Here is a 17409-nt window from a genome sequence, read left to right as displayed (position 1 = left end):
GCATGATCGACAGCAGCACCGCACCCGAAGCCGCCGCCTCGCCCGCGCGCCGGCGGATCGTCGTCGTCGGGGGAGTGGCCGGCGGCATGAGCTTCGCCGCCCGAGCCCGACGTCTCGACGAGACCGCCGAGATCGTGGTGCTCGAGCGCGGCGCGCACGTCTCGTTCGCGAACTGCGGCCTCCCGTACCACGTGGGCGGCGAGATCCCCGACGCCGACCGGCTCCTCGTGCAGACGCCGCAGTCCCTGCGCGCCGCCCTCGCCCTCGACGTCCGCACCGGCCACGACGTCACCGCGCTGGACACCGACGGGCGCGTCGTCACCGCGACCACCGCCGCCGGCGTCGTCGAGCTGCCGTACGACGCCCTCGTGCTGGCGCCCGGCGCGCGCGCCGTGCGCCCGCCGATCGACGGGCTCGGCTCCGCGCGGGTGCGCACGCTGCGCACCGTCGACGATGCCCGCACGCTGCGGGAGCGTGTGCAGGCCGGCGCGCGCCGTGCCGTCGTGCTCGGCGCCGGGTTCATCGGGGTCGAGGCCGCAGAGGCGCTCGCGTCCGCCGGCCTCGAGGTCACCCTCGTCGAGCTCGGACCGCACGTGCTGCCGCCGCTGGAGGACGAGGTCGCCCACCCGGTCACCCAGGAGCTGCGTCGGCTCGGCGTGGTCGTGCGGGCCGGGGTCGCGGCCGAGGCCGTCGAGGCCGGGCCCGACGAGGACGTCGTCGTGCTGGGCGACGGCACCCGGGTGCCGGCCGACGTCGTCGTGCTGTCGGTCGGCGTGCGACCGGACACGGAGACGTTCGAGGCTGCCGGGCTGGAGTGCGAGCGCGGTGCGATCGTCGTCGACGAGCACGGCCGCACCTCCGCCCCGGGCGTGTGGGCGGTCGGCGACGCGGTCGTGCAGGCCGACGCCGTCACGGGCCTCCGGCGCCCCGTGGCCCTGGCCGGACCCGCCAACCGCGCGGGTCGCCTGGTCGCCGACGACGTCGTCCGGCCGGGCACGGCCCGGCCCCTGCCGGCGCCGCTGGGCACGGCGATCGTGCGGGTCGGCGAGCTGACCGCGGCGACGACGGGCGCGAACCGCGCCGCGCTGGATGCCGCCGGGCTCGCCTACCGCACGCTGCACCTGCACCCGAACCAGCACGCCGGGTACTTCCCCGGCGCCAGCCAGGTGCACCTCGTGCTCCACGTGCGTCCGGACGACGGGCTGCTGCTCGGCGCCCAGGCGGTGGGGCGCGACGGCGTCGACAAGCGCATCGACGTGCTGGCCACGGCCCTGCGTGCCGGCATGGCCGTGGGCGACCTCGTCGACCTCGACCTCGCGTACGCCCCGCCGTACGGCCAGGCGAAGGACGCGGTCAACCTCGCCGGGATGGTCGGCTCCAACGTGCTCGACGGCACCCTGCGGCTCTGGTACGCGCAGGACGTGGACGCCGTCCTGGCGAACTCCCTGGTGCTCGACGTCCGCACCCCGCAGGAGGTCGCGACCGGGCACCTGCCCGGCGCCCTGCTCATCCCGCACACCGAGCTGCGCGACCGCCTCGACGAGGTGCGCGCCGCGGCCGCGGGACGGCCGGTGCGCGTGCTGTGCGCGTCGGGGGTGCGGTCGGCGATCGCCCACCGGGTCCTCGTGCAGGCGGGCTTCGACTCCGCCTCGCTGTCCGGCGGGACGCTCACTCTGCGCGCCGTCCTCGGCGACCGCGCCCACGACCTGCCCGTGGTGCCCGAGCCCGCCCTCGCCTGACCGGTACCGACCACACCGACGACACCGACCACACCGAACGCCCGGGAGGGCCCGATGCTCACCACCGACAGCGACGCCCAGCGCCGCATCCTCAACCGCCTGCGGCGCGCCCGTGGCCAGCTCAACGCCGTGATCGACGCCGTCGAGGACGGCCGGTCCTGCCGCGACGTCGTCACCCAGCTCTCCGCCGTCTCCGCGGCGCTGGACCGCGCGGGCTTCGCCGTCATCTCGACCGCGATGAAGGAGTGCCTCGCCGACCCGGACGCCGGTTCCGGCGAGGACGGCCTCACCACCGACGAGCTGGAGAAGCTCTTCCTCACGCTGGCCTGAGCGGCCCGCGCCCCGGCCGCGCCCGGCCGAGCCCGGCCGAGACCGGAATAGACACCGACCCGAACCACCGAAGGAGAACCCCACCGTGTGTTACCCCGTCACCTGCAAGACCTGCGGCAGGACGACCTGGAACGGCTGCGGCCAGCACGTCGACGACGTGCGCCGTTCCGTCCCCGCCGGGCAGTGGTGCCCCGGCCACGACGACGAGCCGACCTCGGGCGACCGTCCCGCGGGCGGCGGCTTCCTGGCCCGCCTGTTCGGCCGCTGACCCCCGCGGGCGACGACGGGGCGCCGGTCCCTTGACCCCGCCGCGCGACGGCGGGGAGACTGCGGAGCGGTCGACCGTGCCGCCGTCGCCGGTCGCCACCGCTGCGACCGATGAGGAGCGTGACCGGTGACCCTCGTGAGCCGGCCCGTCCGTTGCCCCGTCGTCGAGCTCCGGCAGTACACCCTGCACCCCGGCCGCCGGGACGACCTCGTGGACCTGTTCGAGCGCGAGCTCCTCGAGCCGCAGGAGGCGGCGGGGATGACGCTCCTGGGGCAGTTCCGCGACCTCGACCACCCCGACCGGTTCGTGTGGCTCCGCGGCTTCGACGACATGACGTCCCGCGCGCGGGCCCTCGCCGAGTTCTACGACGGGCCGGTGTGGCGGGCGCACCGCGACCGGGCGAACGCCACCATGGTCGACTCCGACGACGTCCTCCTGCTGCGCCCGACGTCCCCGTCGGGCGGGTTCCCCGTCCCGCCGCCGCGACGGGCCTCGGAGGAGCCCGCCCCGGTGCGCTCGACCGTCGTGGCGACCGTCTGGTACCTCGACGGACCTCTCGACGACGCACCCGCGGAGCACCTGGAGCAGGTGGCGCGCCCGCTGCTCGCGGGCGCCGGCGTCGAGCCGGTGGCGTCCCTGCGCACCGAGCACGCCGCCAACACGTTCCCCGCGCTGCCGGTGCGCGCCGGCGAGGAGGTGCTCGTGTCGCTGGTCCGCCACGACGCGGACGGGGGCGCCGAGCGGCTGGCGCGGCTCGAGTCCTCCGCGCGCTGGCGCGAGGAGGTGCTGACGCCGCTCGCCGCGGCGTCGGCGCGCCCCGTGCAGCGCCTGCGTCTGGCGCCGACCCCGCGGTCGTCGCTGCGGTAGGCGGACCGGGCGGATGTCGAGAACCGGGGTGCTGCTCCGTCCCAGGAGCGTCGGCGGTGACACGCACCGCCCGCGACGACAGGATGGAACCATGGCCAAGTACCTGCTGCTGAAGCACTACCGCGGCAACCCGGAGCCGGTGCCCGGCACCGACGTGCCGATGGACCGGTGGACGCCCGACGAGGTCGCCGCGCACATGGAGTTCATGGGCAGGGTGATCGACGACCTCAAGGAACGCGGCGAGTTCGTGGACGCGCAGGCGCTCTCGCCGCGGGGCGAGTTCGTCCGGTACGGCGGCGCGGGCCTCCCCCCGGTGACGGACGGGCCGTTCGCCGAGACCAAGGACCTCATCGCCGGGTGGATGGCGATCGACGTGGAGTCCCCGGAGCGGGCCTACGAGGCGGCGGCGTTCCTGTCGTCCGCGCCCGGCCCGGGCGGGCGCCCGCTGCACGAGTGGATCGAGGTGCGCCCGTTCCTCACCGACGACGCCGAGGTCACGGGGTGAGCGAGCCCCCACGCCGGGCCCGGTCGTGGGACGGGACGCTGAGAGACCTGGGCCCCCAGGTCCTCGGCGTCCTCGTCCGCCGGGGTGCCGACTTCGCGACGGCGGAGGACGCCGTCCAGGAGGCGCTCCTGGAGGCGGTGCGCCGCTGGGACGCCCCGGGCGGCGCGCCGTCGGACCCCAAGGGGTGGCTGGTCACGGTCGCGTGGCGCAAGTTCGTCGACGCGCGCCGGTCGTCGTCGTCCCGCGCGCAGCGCGAGATCCGCGTGACGCTCGAGCCCCCGCCGGGCCCGACGGAGCAGGCCGACGACACCCTGCTGCTGCTCAGCCGGTGCTGCCACCCGGCACTGTCCCCGGCGTCCGCGGTGGCCCTCACCCTGCGGGCGGTCGGCGGGCTGACGACGGCGCAGGTCGCCCGCGCGTTCCTCGTGCCGGAGGCGACCATGGCACAGCGCATCTCACGCGCGAAGAGGACGGTGGCGGGGGAGCGGTTCGACGAGCCCGGGGACGTGCGCGCCGTGCTGCGCGTGCTCTACCTGATCTTCAACGAGGGCTTCACGGGCGGACCCACGGGACGGGCGGACGGCGTCGACCTCGCGGCCGAGGCGATCCGGTTGACGCGGCAGCTCGTCGCCGCCGTCCCCGACGACGCCGAGGCGGCCGGGCTGCTGGCCCTGCTCCTGCTGCACCACGCCCGCCGGGACGCCCGCACCACCGCGACGGGCGAGCTGGTGCCGCTCGACCTGCAGGACCGCTCCCGCTGGGACACCGCGGCGATCGCGGAGGGCGTCGCGCTGCTGCAGGGCGCCCTCGCCCGCGACCGGCTCGGGCCGTACCAGGCGCAGGCCGCGATCGCCGCCCTCCACGACGACGCCGCGACGGCGGAGGAGACGGACTGGCCGCAGGTCCTCGAGTGGTACGACGAGCTGCTCCGGCTGGAGCCCCGCAACCCGGTGGTGGCGCTCAACCGCGCCGTCGCCGTCGGGCACGTCGACGGGCCGCTCGCCGGTCTGCGCCTGGTGGAGGCGCTGCCGCCCGACGTCCCGCGCCGCGACGCTGCGGCCGCCTACCTGCACGAGCGGGCGGGGGACCTCGACGCGGCGGCGCGGCACTACGCGCTGGCGGCCGACGCGGCCACGAGCACCGCCGAGCGCACCCACCTGACGACGCAGGCGGCGCGCGTGCGCCATCAGGCCGGCTGAGCGGGGCGCGGCGGGTCAGCGGTCGCGGGCGCTCAGCCGCACTCGTCGCAGATGCCGGTGGCGGGCAGCGCGGTGAAGCAGGTGGGGCAGATCGCGAGCTCGGGCTCCGGGGCGGCGGGCTTGCGGGCGGGGGCGCTCGCGGCCTTGCGGCGCGGGGCGGCCGTCTTGCGTGCGGGCGCCGGTGCGGCCGACGCCGGCGCGGTGGCGGCGAACCCGTGCTTGCGCAGGATGCCGGCGTCGTCGCACTTGGCGTCGACGAGGTCCTCGGCGCGCGCCGGGACGCCCGTGGCGTACTTGTGCGCGACGCCGAGCACGGCCTTGGAGTCGTAGGTGCGCTCGTCGTGGACGAACGTGTGGCCGGGCGTCGGCGTGAACCCGTAGACGCCGACGAAGGCGTCGGGGCCGCGGTCGTCGTGCTCCTCGATCGCCCGGAGGATGTGCTGGCGCGTCACGCTCGAGAAGGTAGCCACGGCATCAGGTTAGTCGCGCTCGGGGCGCCCACCGACCGTCTCGGCCCGACTGTGGTGAGGACCGCACCCGCGCCCGGGGCGAAGTCCTGACTAGAATCGATTCGTGCGCCGGAAAGCCCTTGCCAGCACGTCCGACCAGCCCCTCCTCGACGGCCGACGGCCGGTGCGCTCCCTGCTGCGCCTGCTGGCCACGCGGCCACGCCGCATGACGGTCGCGCTCCTCGCCTTCGCGGTGAAGGAGACGCCCCTGTGGTTCCTGCCGGTCATCACGGGGGCGGTGATCGACGTCGTCGCCGACGGCGGACCGGTGACGACCGTGCTGATCTGGTTCGCCGTGGCCGTCGCGCTCCTGGCGCAGAACTACCCGAACCACATCGTGTACACGCGGAACTTCATGACCGTCGTGCGCGACACGGGCGCGGCCTTGCGCAACGCGCTCGTCGAGCGGCTGCAGGAGCTGTCCATCGGGTACTACTCGCGGGCCAGCTCCGCCGTCGTGCAGAGCAAGGTGGTGCGCGACGTCGAGAACGTCGAGCTGATGCTCCAGCAGGTCACCCACCCCCTCCTGTCGGCGGCGATGGTGATGGTCGGCGCGATCACCATGACGGCGCTCAAGGTGCCCGAGTTCCTGCCCGTGTACGCGCTCGCCATCCCGACGGCGCTGGTGATCCGGCGCACGATGTCGCGGCGCTCGCAGGCGCGCAACGCGGAGTTCCGCCGCGAGATCGAGGGCTTCTCGGCGCAGGTGGGGGAGATGGCGTCCCTCATCCCCGTGACGCGCGCCCACGGCCTGGAGCGCACGGCCGTGTCCCGCGTCGCCGACGGCGCCGACGAGGTGCGGCGTGCCGCCCTGCGGCTGGACCTGCTCAACGGGCGGGTCGCGTCCGTCTCGTGGGTCGCCATGCAGCTGCTCGGCGTCTGCTGCCTGGTGCTCGCCGCCGTCGTCTCCCTCACCGGGCTCATCCCCGTCACGCCCGGCGAGGTCGTGCTGCTGTCGACGTACTTCGGGCTCCTCACCCAGGGCCTCACCCAGGTGCTCAACCTCGTGCCCGTGACCGCGCGCGGCGTGGAGTCCGTGCGCTCGATCGCGGAGGTGCTCACCGAGCCCGACCTGGAGCGCAACGAGGGGCGGCGGCGCGTCGACGAGGTGCGCGGGCACCTGCGCCTGGAGCACGTGTCCCACCGGTACGCGGACGCGACGCAGGACGCGCTGCACGACGTCGACCTCGAGGTCCGCGAGGGGGAGACCGTCGCCTTCGTCGGGCCGTCCGGCTCCGGCAAGTCGACGCTCCTCAACCTCGTCCTCGGGTTCGTGCGGCCCACCGCGGGCCGCCTCCTGCTCGACGGCGCGGACATGGCCGAGCTCGACCTGCGCAGCGTGCGGCGCTGGGTGTCGGTCGTGCCGCAGGAGTCGGTGCTCTTCGAGGGCACGATCCGGGAGAACGTCGCGTACGGGCTGGACACCACCGGCGAGGACCCTGCCGCGACCGACGACCGGGTCCGCGCGGCCCTGCGCGACGCCAACGCGCTCGAGTTCGTCGACGCGCTCCCGGACGGGTGGGACACGGTGGTCGGGCAGCGCGGTGCCCGGCTGTCCGGCGGCCAGCGGCAGCGCCTCGCCATCGCGCGGGCGCTGGTGCGCGACCCGCGCGTGCTCTTCCTCGACGAGGCCACCAGCGCGCTCGACCCCGAGGCGGAGGCCGTCGTGCGTGACGCCCTCGACCGCCTCATGCGCGACCGCACGACGCTCGTCGTGGCCCACCGGCTCTCCACGGTGCGGGCGGCGGACCGCATCGTCGTGCTCGAGCACGGCCGCGTCGTCGAGGTCGGCAGCCACGACGAGCTCCTGCGGCGCGGCGCCCGGTACGCCGCGCTGCACGCCGCGCAGGCCGGGGCGGCCTAGTGCGGGGGAGCGGAGTGCCGGCCGGCTCAGGCGGCGGCACGCAGCGCGGGCAGCGCCGCGACCACGCCGTCGAGCTCGCGCAGCGCGGCCTCGCCCGAGGACAGCACGACCACGAACTCCGTCACGCCCGCCGCGGCATACCGCTCCACGAGCCCGGGGAGCTCGGCGAGCGGGTGCTCGCGCAGCCGCAGCTGCACGGTGCGCCGGATCTCGGCCGGGTCGCGCCCGACGTCGGCGCAGTGCCGGTCGAGCACCTCGCCCAGCGCCGCCACCTGCTCCGGCGAGCTGGACGTGTCGTTCCACGCGTCGGCGTACCGCGCCACCAGCCGCAGGGTGCGCTTCGGCCCGGACCCGCCCACCCAGATCGGCGGGTGCGGGCGCTGCACGGGCTTCGGCTCGGCGACCGCGTCGGCGAGCCGGTAGTGCGCGCCGTCGAACGTGGTGCGCGGCCGCGTCCAGAGCGACGTGAGGATCTGCAGCGACTCCTCGAGGCGGTCCATGCGCTCGCGCACGGTGCCGAGGTCGAGCCCGTACATCGTGTGCTCGTGCTCGTTCCAGCCGGCGCCGATCCCGAGCTCCAGCCGGCCGCCCGACAGGTGGTCGACGGTCGTGGCCAGCTTGGCCAGCATCACCGGGTGCCGGTAGGAGTTGCCCGACACCATGCAGCCGATCCGCACCCGCGAGGTGGCCACGGCCATCGCCGCCTGCATGGCCCACGCGTCGAAGATCGGACGGTCGTCGTCCGCGCCCAGGGAGGCGAGATGATCCATCACCCACACGTGGTCGAACCCGGCCTCGTCGGCGACCTGCCACACCTGGCGGAAGGTGCCGACCGCGGCGTCCTGCGTGAGCTTGACCCCGAAGCGCAGCGGAGCGCGGGGAGCGGGTCGCGTGTCCATCCGCCCATCCTGCACCGCCCCGTCCTGGCGGGGGCGGGCCGATGGTGACCATCCACGACGTCGCGCGGCACGTCGGCGTGTCCGCGGCGACCGTCTCCAACTACCTCAACCGCCCGGAGAAGGTGGCGCCCGCGACGACGGCGCGCATCCGGGCCGCGGTGGAGCAGCTCGGGTTCGTGCCGAGCCTGTCCGCCCGGCAGCTGCGCTGGCAGCGCTCCGGCATCGTCGGCGTGTCGGTGATCAACGCGTCCAACCCGTTCTTCGCGGACGTCGTGACCGCCGTCGAGCGCGTGGTCGCGGGCGCGGACCTCACCCTCGTCACGGGCAGCACCCACGAGTCGCCCGAGCAGCAGGAGCGCCTCGTCGCCCTGTTCGAGCAGCTGCGGTTCGACGGCATGGTGGTGGCCCCGCACGACGCGCAGATGGCCGCCCTGACGGCGCGCAAGGACCGCGGCAGCCCGGTCGTCGTGGTCGACCAGCAGGACCCGGCCGGGCGGCTGTCGACCGTCTCGCTGCGGCACCGGGAGGGCGGGCGGCTCGCCGCGCAGCACCTCGTGGACGGCGGCCGCCGCCGGCTGCTCGCGGCGACCGGCCGAGCCCGGGTGCAGCAGGTCCGCCGGCGGCTCGCCGGGATGCAGGAGGTCGTGGACGCCACCGCGGGGGCGACGCTGGAGGTCGTGCACTCGGACGACCTGGGCATGGCCGAGGGTGCCGAGGTGGGCCGCCGCATCGCCGCGGCGGCCCCCGGCGAGCGGCCGGACGCCGTCCTGGCCGGCAACGACATGCACGCCCTCGGCCTCGTGCGCGCCCTGCTGGACGGCGGGGTGCGGGTGCCCGACGACGTCGCCCTCGTCGGCTATGACGACATCCCGTTCGCGACCACCGGCGCCGTCCCGCTGACGACGGTGCGCCAGCCGGCCGAGGCCATCGGGACCACCGCCGCGGAGATCCTGCTGCGGGAGATCGACGACCCGACGTCGGCGCCCGAGGAGGTGCTGTTCGACCCGGAGCTCGTGGTGCGCGCGAGCAGCTGAGCGTCAGCCGACCGCGGGGTCGCCCTCCAGCAGCGTGAGGTACGGGGCGATCGCGGGGAAGACCCACAGGAAGAGGACCGCCACCACGGCGGCGACCAGCACCAGCGACTGCAGGACGCGCCAGAACACGTTGCCCGGCAGGTGGCGGAAGATCCACGCGTACATGTCGTCTCCAGCCTCAGCGGACCTGCTCGGGGGTGCCGTCGGCGCGGTCCATCCACCCGACGAAGGTCGCGTACGTGATCCAGCGGTGGTCGTTGCCGTACTCGCCCAGGGTGAGCGAGTGACAGGTGGTGAGGGTCAGCAGCCGCTCGGTGGGCTTCTCGTCCGGATGGTGGGGGACCGGCGCCACCACGTCCACCTGGTCCGGCGTGACGATCTCGTGGTCGGTGACCTCGTAGACGTACCAGGTCTTCGCCGTCTCGACGATGATCTGGTCGCCCTTCTCCAGCTTGTCGACGTGCCGGAACGAGTTGCCGTGCGTGCGGCGGTGCCCGGCGAGCGCGAAGTTCCCGACGTCGCCCACCTGCTGCGACGTCTCGTAGTGCCCCGCCATCGCCCGGTCGAGCACGTCCATGCCGGTGCCCTCCGCGATCGGCATCGCGTTGTTCGTCAGGCCGTACCAGGCGGGCACGATGAGCGTGCCGATCGTCTCGCCGTAGCCGACGGCGTCGGGCACGGGCGGGGCGTCCGTGCGCAGCTCGGCCGGCTCGGGGTTGGCGGGCGGCAGGGTCGCTTCGAACTCCTGCATGACCTCCTGCGCCTGGGCGGTGGCCTCGACCGACGTCCACCACAGCTGCCACACGACGAACAGCCCGAGCACCACCCCGAGGGTGATGAGGATCTCGCCGACGCCGCCCACGACGGCGCTGCCGACGCCACGGCGTCGGACGGGGCGGGCGTGGGTAGGACTCGTCACGTGCGAAATGCTACGTGGTCCGCGGCTCTGTCGCGGTCGCTGCGGTCGTGGGACCCTGGGGCGGTGACCAGCGACGACGGCGTGCCGCGGGGGCGCGCACAGCGCAGGCGTGCGGCGCGGCTACGACGGCGGTGGGACCGCGAGTCCGCGGGCTACGACCGGGCGTTCACGGCCGCCGAGCGGAGGATGTTCCCCGGCCTGCGGCGGCGGGTGTGCGCGCTGGCCGAGGGCCGCACCCTCGAGGTCGCCGTCGGCACGGGGCTCAACCTCGAGCACTACCCGCCCGCGGTGACGGCGCGCCCGGGCGGCCTCGTGGGCGTCGACCAGAGCGCCGGGATGCTCGACGTCGCGCGGCACCGTGCCGTGCGGCTCGGCCTCGGCCTCGACCCGGACGCCGACCTGCGCGTCGGCGACGCGCAGGCACTCGACCTGCCCGACGCCTCGTTCGACACGGTCGTGTGCACGTTCTCGCTGTGCGGCATCGCCGACGAGCGGGCGGCCCTGGCCGAGATGGCACGGGTGCTGCGTCCGGGAGGGCTGCTCCTGCTGGCCGACCACGTGGCGTCCAGCGCCTGGCCGCTCCAGGCGTTGCAGGCGCTCGCGGACGTCGTGAGCGTGCCCCTGGCCGGCGAGCACTTCCGGCGCCGGCCGATGCGATGGGTGCTCGAGCGCGGGCTCGTGGTCGAGGAGCACGGGCGCACGCGGGCCGGCGTCGTCGAGCACGTGGCGGCGCGGCTGCCGGGGCGGGACGCCCCGCGCGACGTGCCGCGCGACGTGCTCAGTCGCTGACGACGAGGACCGTGTCGCCGCGCGGCGGGACCTCCTCGACGTCGACGCCGGTGACGTGGGCCGCGGGCGGGCCCTCGCGCAGGAACGCGAGCATCGCGTCCACCGCGTCGGGCGTGCCCTCGACCTCCGCCTCGACCGTGCCGTCGGGGAGGTTGCGCACGACGCCGCCCACGCCCGCGCGGCGCGCCGCCTCCCGGGTCGACCAGCGGAACCCGACGCCCTGCACGCGGCCGTGCACCCGCACCCGCCGCCGCACCGTGGTGGCCATACACCCTCCCGTGCTCGTCGTGCTCGTCGACGCCGCCGTCACGGTCGGTCGAACTCACCGTCAGTCGAAGATGTCGCCGATGTCCCCGATGTCGTCGAGGATGCCGCCCAGCACCATCCCGCCCAGGACGGCGCCGAAGACGTCGGACCCGCCGCGACCACCGGGGCGCCGGCCACCCTGCCAGCCGTACCCGCCGCCGTACCCGTCGGGGCCGCCGTTGTACCCGCCGTCCCAGCGCTGGCCCTGCCCGGACCGGGCGATGTCGCGGTGCGCCAGCGTCGCGGCCTCCGCGGCGAGCGCGGCACCCCGGCGGGCGGCGGCCACGCCGCGCTCCGGGTCCTGCGCCGCCCGTGCCTGCGCCACCTCGCGCTCGGCCTCCGCCAGGCGCGTCCGGGCGTCGGGGCCCACGGGGGCGCGGTAGTCGTCGACGACGGACCGCGCCGAGGCGAGCTGCCGCTCGGCGTCGTCGAGCGCGGGCCCGAGCCGGGACGCCGCCCGGCGGGTGCGCTCGTCGTGCTCGGCCCGCTCGGCCACGGCGTCGTCGAGCGCGGTGTTGGCCTCGCGGACCCGGGTGAGGGAGCCCACCGGGTCGCCCGGCGTGCCCGGCGCGGGCAGCGCCGCCAGGGCGTCCTCGAGAGCGGTCACCGCGCCGTCGATCCGTCCCGCCCGCTGAGCCGTCGGGAGGGCGCGCGCCTGGGCGAGCTCGGCCCGCGACTCCGCGACGATCGCGCCGAGCGCCGCCTCCGCGCGCAGCGCCTCGGCCTCGTAGTCGTCGACGGCGCGCAGCAGCCCCTCCGCGCGGCGTACGGCCTCCTCCGCCGCGCGGGCCGCGGCCCCGGCCTCCGCGACCTGCTGGGTCGTGAGGCGCTTGCGTGCCGCGGCGGTGCTGCGGCCGGCGAACTCGAGCAGCCGCTCCGCCTGCTCGGGGTTGTCCGCGACGGGCAGCAGGGCCTGCGCGTCGTACTGCCCCCGCAGGCGTTCGAGGTCGGCGCGTGCGGCGGGCACGGCCTCGCGGACCCGGGCCAGCTCGCGGTCGACCCGGTCGACGGCGTCGGGCGTCGAGCGGACCGTCTGCCGCAGGGCGGCGAGGCCGCGGTCGAGCTCGTCCAGCGAGCCGTCGGCCGACCGGCACAGGTCGACGACGCGGGCCGACCACTCCCGGCGCTGCTGGTCCGTGTCCGGGACGTGGTCGTGCAGGAGCTGGTTGAGATGGAACGCCTCGGACAGGCGCTCCCGCGCACGGCGCAGGGTCGGTGCGAGCTCGCGCGTCTCCCGGTCGCCCAGCTCGGCCTGGGCGAACGCGAGCTCGTCCTCGGCGAGGCGGGCCCGCTCGTCGGCGCGCACCAGGGCCGAGCCCGCCTCCACGCCGAGCCGCTGCAGCTCCGCCTCGAGGTCCTGTGCCCGCCCACGCGCGGCCCTGCGCCGCCGCGCCGCCCAGAAGGCCACCGCCGTGACCAGCACGACCACTACGACCAGGCCCGTCACGATCCCGACGATCTGCCCCGCATCCATGCTCGGCATCGTAGGCGGCTCCGGCCCGGTGCGGGGACGACCCGACGACGACGCAGGCGTCCCGGAGGGTCACGACCGCGACCTGTCAGGGGGAGGGCGGGGCATATCCGGCCCTGACCCTGACAGCTCGGGGCCGCCGCGACGTGTCGGGGCGAGGGCGCGGTATACCCGGCCCTCGCCCTGACACGTCGCAGGGTGCGGTGCGTCAGCCGCGACGTCGCGCGAGCCGCAGCGCCACGAGCACCGCCGCGCCGGCGAGCACGACGACGCCGCCCGCGATGCCGAGCACCACGACCAGCTCGGAGGCGTCGCCGCCCCCGCCGTCCTCGGCGGCCGACGCGCCGTCAGCGGTTCCGGAGGACGCCTCGTCCGCGCCCGCGGCCCCGGCCGGGGCGCACGGCGGCGCGTCCGTCCCCGGGGTGGCGGCCCCGGCCCCGGCGGGCGGGTCGTAGGTGAAGGAGAACGCGCCGCTGGTCGGGTGCCCGTCGGCCGACACGATCCGCCAGTCGACCGTGTACTCACCGCCCTCGCCGAGGGCGACGGGCACCGACACGGTGCGGTCCTGCATCGTCGGGCATCCGGTCGCGTAGTCGGTGCCGTCGGCGTCCGTCACGGTGATCACCGTGCTGGAGCCCTCCGCGGACAGGTCGAGCACGACGTCGTCGAACGTCACGTCGACGGACCCGGGCGGTTCCGTCACCTCGGACCCCGAGGCCGGCGACGTGCCGACGACGACGTTGTGGGCGCTCGCGGGCGCCGCGCCGGCGACCCCCGCGGCCCCGAGGCCGAGGGCGAGGGCGAGCGACCCGGCTGCGGGGAGGGCGCGTCGCGCGCTCATCGCTGCTCGGTGCCGGTGCCGGTGCCGGTGGCGCGGGTCCGCGCCAGGGCGGCGACACCCGTGACGGCGCCGACCAGCCCGAGACCGAGGCCCGCCGCGCCGAGCGCCAGCGGGAGGGTGCCGGAGGCGTCGTCGTCGGCCGCCGCGTCCGTGCCCGCGTCCGTGCCCGCGTCTGCGCCGGCGTCCGCGGCCGAGTGCGTGGCGCCGGCTGCCGACGCCGTGCCGTGGCCGCCGTCCTCGGCCGCCGGGAGCACCTGCAGGACGGGTGCTGGGAGGTCGGGCTCCGCGTCGCCGGTCGCCTCCTGGTCCCAGGCGACGACCTCGCCGTCGGAGTACGTCTGCGTGGCGGGCAGGGCGATCTCCTCGACGCCGTCCGGGACGGCACCGGCGGACACGGTGAACCGGAGGAACTCGCCCGGAGCGATGCCGGCGTCGGCGTCGTCGGCGGTCCACTCGATGCTCGCCGGCGCCTCGGTCACGGTGGTGCCGTGCACCTCCACGGGCTCGGGCAGGGGCGCCTGGGTGACCTTCGCCGTCCAGCCCGGCACGGGCTCCACGGACACGCTGGTGAACGGGGTGTCGGTGGGGAGGTCGACCTTCACGGCGGTGGTCGAGGCCTCGGCGGACTCGTTCGGGACCTTGAAGGTGAGGGTGGCGTACGACCCGGCCTCGGCCGCGTCGGGGGTCACGGTCACGTGCGCGGAGGCCGCGGCCGCGCCGAGGACGAGGGCCGGCACGGTGAGGGCGGCGGCGCCGGCGAAGCGGCGCGCGCGGAGGGCAGGGGTGAGGGCAGGGATGGTCCTGGACATGGGTGTGCTGCTCCTGGTGCTCAGGGGTGGTCAGGGGTCGTCGGTCGACGAGGGACCCGCCCCCGTCCGACGACGGACCAGGGCAGGGTCAGGCGGCGCGCACGAGGGCGCCCGGGAGCAGCGGGGGGCCTCGTGGCGGGGTGCGCCGGACGGCGCGGGCCCGGAGGGGGTGCCAGGTGCGCCCGACGACGACGGCGGGCTCGCGGACGACGGGCGGCGCCGCCGGGCCCAGCACGAGGACCGCGACGAGCCGCAGCTGGCCCGCGACGTTGACGGCCGCTCGGTCGCCCGCCGCGAGCAGCAGGGCGGTGAGCAGCACCGCGGCAGCGTGCGCGGCGAGCATCCAGGACGTCGTCCCGGGGTCGTCCGCGTGGTGCAGGTGCAGCCCGCCGCCGGTCGCGGGCCCGAGGGAGCCCGGGCCCAGCGCGTGCAGGGCGTGCCCGTCCGGCGCGGCCCCCGGCGTCGAGGGCAGGGTCGTGAGCAGGGTCGCGGGTGAGGCGCCGGTGCCCGCCGCGCCGAGCACGGACAGGGTCGTGTGCTGCACGAGCTGGAGCGCGACCATCGCGGGCAGCAGGCGGGGGAGCGTCAGCCGGCGGCGGGCGGTCCACACCGCGAGCGGTGCCGTGAGCGCCACGACGACGAGCCAGGCGAGGGGTGCCCCGGGGAGCGCGCCGCCGGCCAGGAGGTGGGCGGCGGCCGCGATGCTGAGCGTCGTGCCGGCGACGAGGAGCTCGCGCGCACGACGGACGACCACGGGCACCCCCGCACCCTACCGTGCTGCGAACAGGCCGCGGGCCTGCGGCGCGAGCGCCTGGCGAGGCGCGGCATGACGCCGACACGCGCCGCGGGACGCCGCCCGCCGCCCGCGCGGGCCTGGGCTACGGTGGGCGGCACGACACGGGGTGCGTCCCGACCGGTCATCGCCGCGACATCGTCACGACGACGTCGCGACCCGGCCGGCGGGCGCTGAGAACACACCCGTCGAACCTGATCTAGCTCGTACTAGCGAAGGGATGTCGACATGAGTGCGCGTGCACCTGAAGACAGCTCCGCCGGCAGCGCCGGCTCCACCGCCCCTGCTCCCGCGGCCCCGGCGCCGACGAGGGGCAGTCGCCCCCGCGTCCTGGCCGTCGCCGGGTCCGACCCGTCCGGGGGCGCCGGGATCCAGGCGGACCTCAAGTCGATCGCGGCCGCGGGCGGCTACGGGATGGCGGCCGTCACGGCCCTGACCGTGCAGAACACGCGGGGGGTGCGCGACGTGCACGTGCCGCCCGCCGCGTTCCTGGCCGCGCAGCTCGACGCCGTCACCGACGACGTGGCCGTCGACGCCGTGAAGATCGGGATGCTCGCCTCCGCCCCCGTGGCCCACGCCGTGGCCGCCTGGCTCGACGCCCTGCCGCCCGGCGCGACGGGCGCGCGACCCGCCGTCGTCCTGGACCCGGTGATGGTCGCCACGAGCGGGGACCGCCTGCTCGACCCGGCGGCCGAGGACGCCGTGCGGGACCTGCTGTCCCGGGTGGACGTCGTGACGCCGAACCTGCCCGAGCTCGCGGTCCTCGCGCAGGAACCGTCGGCCGCGGACTGGCCCGGCGCGCTCGAGCAGGCGCGGCGCCTGGCCTCCCGGCACGGGGTCCTGGTGGTGGCGAAGGGCGGCCACCTGGGCCCCTCGGGGACGGGCGCGACGGGGGCGGGGGCCCCGGACGCGCTCGTCGGGCCGCAGGGCGTGCTGGCGGAGCTCCCCGGGCCGCGCCTGACCAGCACCTCCACCCACGGCACCGGCTGCTCGTTGTCCAGCGGGCTGGCCGCGCGGTACGCGCGCACGGGGGACTGGGCCGAGGCGCTGCGCGGCACGAAGGCCTGGCTGACCGCGGCGATCCGGGCCGGGGAGGCCCTGCGGGTCGGCGGCGGGAACGGTCCGATCGACCACCTGGTGGGGCTGCGCGCCGGCGGCGCGGAGCCGCTCGCGCCGGCCGGTGCGTCCGGTGTGGGCGGGGCATCAGGTCAGGACGGGGCGGAGGACGTCGTCGCCCGCTGGTGGGACGACGCCGCGGGCGTGCGCGCCGCGATCGACGACCTGGCGTTCGTCCGGTCGCTGGGCGACGGGACGCTCGACGCCGACCACTTCCGCACGTACCTGGAGCAGGACGCGCTCTACCTGCGCGACTACGCGCGCTGCCTCGCGCGGGCGAGCGAGCTGGCTCCCACGCGGGCCGAGCAGGCGTTCTGGGCCGGCGGCGCGCACGGCGCGCTGGTGACCGAGCTCGACCTGCACACCCGCTGGCTGGGCGGGGAGCCGCAGGACGTGCCCGCCAGCCCCACGACGGCCGCGTACCTCGACCACCTGCGCGCGGCCGGCGACGACTACGCGACCCTCGTCGCCGCCGTCCTGCCCTGCTACTGGATCTACCAGGACGTGGGGGAGCGGCTGGCCGCCCGCGACCACCCGGGTCACCCGTACGGGGCGTGGCTGGGCACGTACGCGGACGATGCGTTCGCGGACGCGACGCGCGAGGCCGTCGCGATCCTGCGCCGCGCCGCCGCGGCGGCCGACCCGGTCACCCGGGACCGGATGGCGGCGACGTTCCACGCGGCGTGCGAGCACGAGCTGGCGTTCTTCGACCAGACCGGGGCACCCACGGTCGAGCCCACGGTCGAGCCCACGGTCGAGCCCACGGTCGAGCCCACGGTCGAGCCCACGGTCGGGCGCGTCGCGGTGGGCTGACCCGGTCCACCGCGGCCCGTCCGGGTCCCGCCGTCGTGCGCGACGGCGGGATCCCGCGGCGGTAAGCGGTGTCCCGAGCTCGCGGCGCACCGCGTGACCGGGGCAAGTGTGTCGGAGGCGAGTGACAGAATAGGTGTGATGCCCGACACGAAGCGCACTTCGCGCAGCCGCAGCCGAGGCGCCCGCCGCGCCGATCCCTCCGAAAGTCCCAGGAGGAGCACCGCCTCCTCCGCTCCCCGCCGTCCCGTCGCGACCGGCACCCCGCCGGGCCGCGCCGCGGGGCCGCCCGGCCGCACGGCCGCCGCCGCCGCCGGGCCCGCCGTCGCCCCCGCGGGCTC

General features: G+C 76.5%; 19 protein-coding genes and 1 riboswitch. Of the genes, 10 read left to right on the top strand and 9 right to left on the bottom strand.

What is annotated here, in order from left to right; genetic code table 11:
* Positions 1-2 precede the first annotated feature (2 nt).
* The 6 genes from ACFVS0_RS02740 (at position 3) to ACFVS0_RS02715 (ending at position 4908) form a co-directional block, all read left to right on the top strand.
* Positions 3-1739, top strand: a complete 1737-nt coding sequence (locus ACFVS0_RS02740) for an FAD-dependent oxidoreductase (protein WP_430587093.1) — start codon at positions 3-5, stop codon at positions 1737-1739.
* A gap of 54 nt (positions 1740-1793) precedes the next feature.
* Complete coding sequence (locus tag ACFVS0_RS02735) at positions 1794-2069, top strand: metal-sensitive transcriptional regulator (protein WP_430587092.1); 276 nt, start codon at positions 1794-1796, stop codon at positions 2067-2069.
* Between the two features lie 85 nt (positions 2070-2154).
* Entirely contained in the window at positions 2155-2337 is a 183-nt protein-coding gene (locus ACFVS0_RS02730; protein ID WP_430587091.1) for a hypothetical protein, read from the top strand.
* A gap of 126 nt (positions 2338-2463) precedes the next feature.
* Complete coding sequence (locus ACFVS0_RS02725) at positions 2464-3204, top strand: NIPSNAP family protein (RefSeq protein WP_430587090.1); 741 nt, start codon at positions 2464-2466, stop codon at positions 3202-3204.
* Between the two features lie 91 nt (positions 3205-3295).
* Entirely contained in the window at positions 3296-3709 is a 414-nt protein-coding gene (locus ACFVS0_RS02720; protein WP_430551953.1) for a YciI family protein, read from the top strand.
* Complete coding sequence (locus ACFVS0_RS02715) at positions 3706-4908, top strand: RNA polymerase sigma factor (protein WP_430587089.1); 1203 nt, start codon at positions 3706-3708, stop codon at positions 4906-4908. The genes ACFVS0_RS02720 and ACFVS0_RS02715 overlap by 4 nt, the downstream gene beginning before the upstream one ends.
* A 32-nt stretch (positions 4909-4940) precedes the next feature.
* Here the strand turns inward: ACFVS0_RS02715 and ACFVS0_RS02710 are convergent, their stop codons facing one another.
* A complete protein-coding gene (locus tag ACFVS0_RS02710) occupies positions 4941-5360 on the bottom strand; it encodes a hypothetical protein (protein ID WP_430551951.1) in 420 nt (139 codons plus the stop codon).
* Between the two features lie 121 nt (positions 5361-5481).
* Here ACFVS0_RS02710 and ACFVS0_RS02705 point away from each other — a divergent pair, with 121 nt between their 5' ends.
* Positions 5482-7281, top strand: a complete 1800-nt coding sequence (locus ACFVS0_RS02705) for an ABC transporter ATP-binding protein (RefSeq protein WP_430551950.1) — start codon at positions 5482-5484, stop codon at positions 7279-7281.
* A gap of 26 nt (positions 7282-7307) precedes the next feature.
* On the opposite strand, the gene ACFVS0_RS02700 is transcribed toward ACFVS0_RS02705, so the two are convergent.
* Positions 7308-8180 (bottom strand): LLM class F420-dependent oxidoreductase, encoded by an 873-nt coding sequence (locus tag ACFVS0_RS02700; protein ID WP_430587088.1) that lies wholly within the window; start codon positions 8178-8180, stop codon positions 7308-7310.
* A 41-nt stretch (positions 8181-8221) separates the two neighbouring features.
* Here ACFVS0_RS02700 and ACFVS0_RS02695 point away from each other — a divergent pair, with 41 nt between their 5' ends.
* The gene (locus ACFVS0_RS02695) at positions 8222-9214 is read left to right on the top strand and encodes a LacI family DNA-binding transcriptional regulator (protein ID WP_430562469.1); all 993 of its coding nucleotides are present in this window, start codon (positions 8222-8224) and stop codon (positions 9212-9214) included.
* Between the two features lie 3 nt (positions 9215-9217).
* On the opposite strand, the gene ACFVS0_RS02690 is transcribed toward ACFVS0_RS02695, so the two are convergent.
* Complete coding sequence (locus ACFVS0_RS02690) at positions 9218-9379, bottom strand: hypothetical protein (RefSeq protein WP_380242702.1); 162 nt, start codon at positions 9377-9379, stop codon at positions 9218-9220.
* A 13-nt stretch (positions 9380-9392) separates the two neighbouring features.
* Positions 9393-10133 carry a class E sortase gene (locus tag ACFVS0_RS02685; protein ID WP_430551946.1) on the bottom strand — a complete coding sequence of 247 codons (741 nt, stop codon included), beginning with the start codon at positions 10131-10133 and terminating at the stop codon, positions 9393-9395.
* Positions 10134-10196: 63 nt separating this feature from the next.
* Here ACFVS0_RS02685 and ACFVS0_RS02680 point away from each other — a divergent pair, with 63 nt between their 5' ends.
* Positions 10197-10922: a class I SAM-dependent methyltransferase gene (locus tag ACFVS0_RS02680; RefSeq protein WP_430562470.1), complete on the top strand. Its 726-nt coding sequence runs from the start codon at positions 10197-10199 to the stop codon at positions 10920-10922.
* Here the strand turns inward: ACFVS0_RS02680 and ACFVS0_RS02675 are convergent.
* The 5 genes from ACFVS0_RS02675 to ACFVS0_RS02655 all read right to left on the bottom strand — a co-directional run bounded on the left by ACFVS0_RS02675 (position 10912) and on the right by ACFVS0_RS02655 (position 15109).
* Positions 10912-11190 (bottom strand): acylphosphatase, encoded by a 279-nt coding sequence (locus tag ACFVS0_RS02675; RefSeq protein ID WP_430551944.1) that lies wholly within the window; start codon positions 11188-11190, stop codon positions 10912-10914. The genes ACFVS0_RS02680 and ACFVS0_RS02675 overlap by 11 nt on opposite strands.
* Positions 11191-11250: 60 nt before the next feature.
* Complete coding sequence (locus tag ACFVS0_RS02670) at positions 11251-12702, bottom strand: hypothetical protein (RefSeq protein ID WP_430587087.1); 1452 nt, start codon at positions 12700-12702, stop codon at positions 11251-11253.
* 205 nt (positions 12703-12907) lie between these two features.
* On the bottom strand, positions 12908-13540 hold the full coding sequence (locus ACFVS0_RS02665) for a copper resistance protein CopC (RefSeq protein WP_430587086.1): 633 nt from the start codon (positions 13538-13540) through the stop codon (positions 12908-12910).
* Entirely contained in the window at positions 13537-14349 is an 813-nt protein-coding gene (locus tag ACFVS0_RS02660) for a YcnI family protein (RefSeq protein WP_430587085.1), read from the bottom strand. The genes ACFVS0_RS02665 and ACFVS0_RS02660 overlap by 4 nt, the downstream gene beginning before the upstream one ends.
* Before the next feature lie 88 nt (positions 14350-14437).
* Positions 14438-15109: a hypothetical protein gene (locus ACFVS0_RS02655; protein WP_430562473.1), complete on the bottom strand. Its 672-nt coding sequence runs from the start codon at positions 15107-15109 to the stop codon at positions 14438-14440.
* Between the two features lie 128 nt (positions 15110-15237).
* Positions 15238-15380: riboswitch (TPP riboswitch) on the top strand.
* On the opposite strand from ACFVS0_RS02655, the gene ACFVS0_RS02650 reads away from it, so the two are divergent.
* Positions 15371-17071 carry a bifunctional hydroxymethylpyrimidine kinase/phosphomethylpyrimidine kinase gene (locus ACFVS0_RS02650; protein ID WP_430587084.1) on the top strand — a complete coding sequence of 567 codons (1701 nt, stop codon included), beginning with the start codon at positions 15371-15373 and terminating at the stop codon, positions 17069-17071. Its footprint overlaps the riboswitch before it by 10 nt.
* Positions 17072-17409 lie beyond the last annotated feature (338 nt).

The sequence above is a fragment of the Isoptericola sp. NPDC058082 genome, from assembly GCF_042885055.1.
Lineage (GTDB): Bacteria > Actinomycetota > Actinomycetes > Actinomycetales > Cellulomonadaceae > Isoptericola.
This window is presented reverse-complemented; position numbering and strand designations above follow the sequence as displayed.

What these genes read in the sequence shown, in the direction of transcription:
- ACFVS0_RS02740 (WP_430587093.1), top strand. Translation starts at nt 3, where the DNA reads ATGATCGACAGCAGCACCGCACCCGAAGCCGCCGCCTCGCCCGCGCGC.
- ACFVS0_RS02735 (WP_430587092.1), top strand. Translation starts at nt 1,794, where the DNA reads ATGCTCACCACCGACAGCGACGCCCAGCGCCGCATCCTCAACCGCCTG.
- ACFVS0_RS02720 (WP_430551953.1), top strand. Translation starts at nt 3,296, where the DNA reads ATGGCCAAGTACCTGCTGCTGAAGCACTACCGCGGCAACCCGGAGCCG.
- ACFVS0_RS02700 (WP_430587088.1), bottom strand. Translation starts at nt 8,180, where the DNA reads ATGGACACGCGACCCGCTCCCCGCGCTCCGCTGCGCTTCGGGGTCAAG.
- ACFVS0_RS02695 (WP_430562469.1), top strand. Translation starts at nt 8,222, where the DNA reads ATGGTGACCATCCACGACGTCGCGCGGCACGTCGGCGTGTCCGCGGCG.
- ACFVS0_RS02690 (WP_380242702.1), bottom strand. Translation starts at nt 9,379, where the DNA reads ATGTACGCGTGGATCTTCCGCCACCTGCCGGGCAACGTGTTCTGGCGC.
- ACFVS0_RS02675 (WP_430551944.1), bottom strand. Translation starts at nt 11,190, where the DNA reads ATGGCCACCACGGTGCGGCGGCGGGTGCGGGTGCACGGCCGCGTGCAG.
- ACFVS0_RS02670 (WP_430587087.1), bottom strand. Translation starts at nt 12,702, where the DNA reads ATGGATGCGGGGCAGATCGTCGGGATCGTGACGGGCCTGGTCGTAGTG.
- ACFVS0_RS02665 (WP_430587086.1), bottom strand. Translation starts at nt 13,540, where the DNA reads ATGAGCGCGCGACGCGCCCTCCCCGCAGCCGGGTCGCTCGCCCTCGCC.
- ACFVS0_RS02660 (WP_430587085.1), bottom strand. Translation starts at nt 14,349, where the DNA reads ATGTCCAGGACCATCCCTGCCCTCACCCCTGCCCTCCGCGCGCGCCGC.
- ACFVS0_RS02650 (WP_430587084.1), top strand. Translation starts at nt 15,371, where the DNA reads ATGAGTGCGCGTGCACCTGAAGACAGCTCCGCCGGCAGCGCCGGCTCC.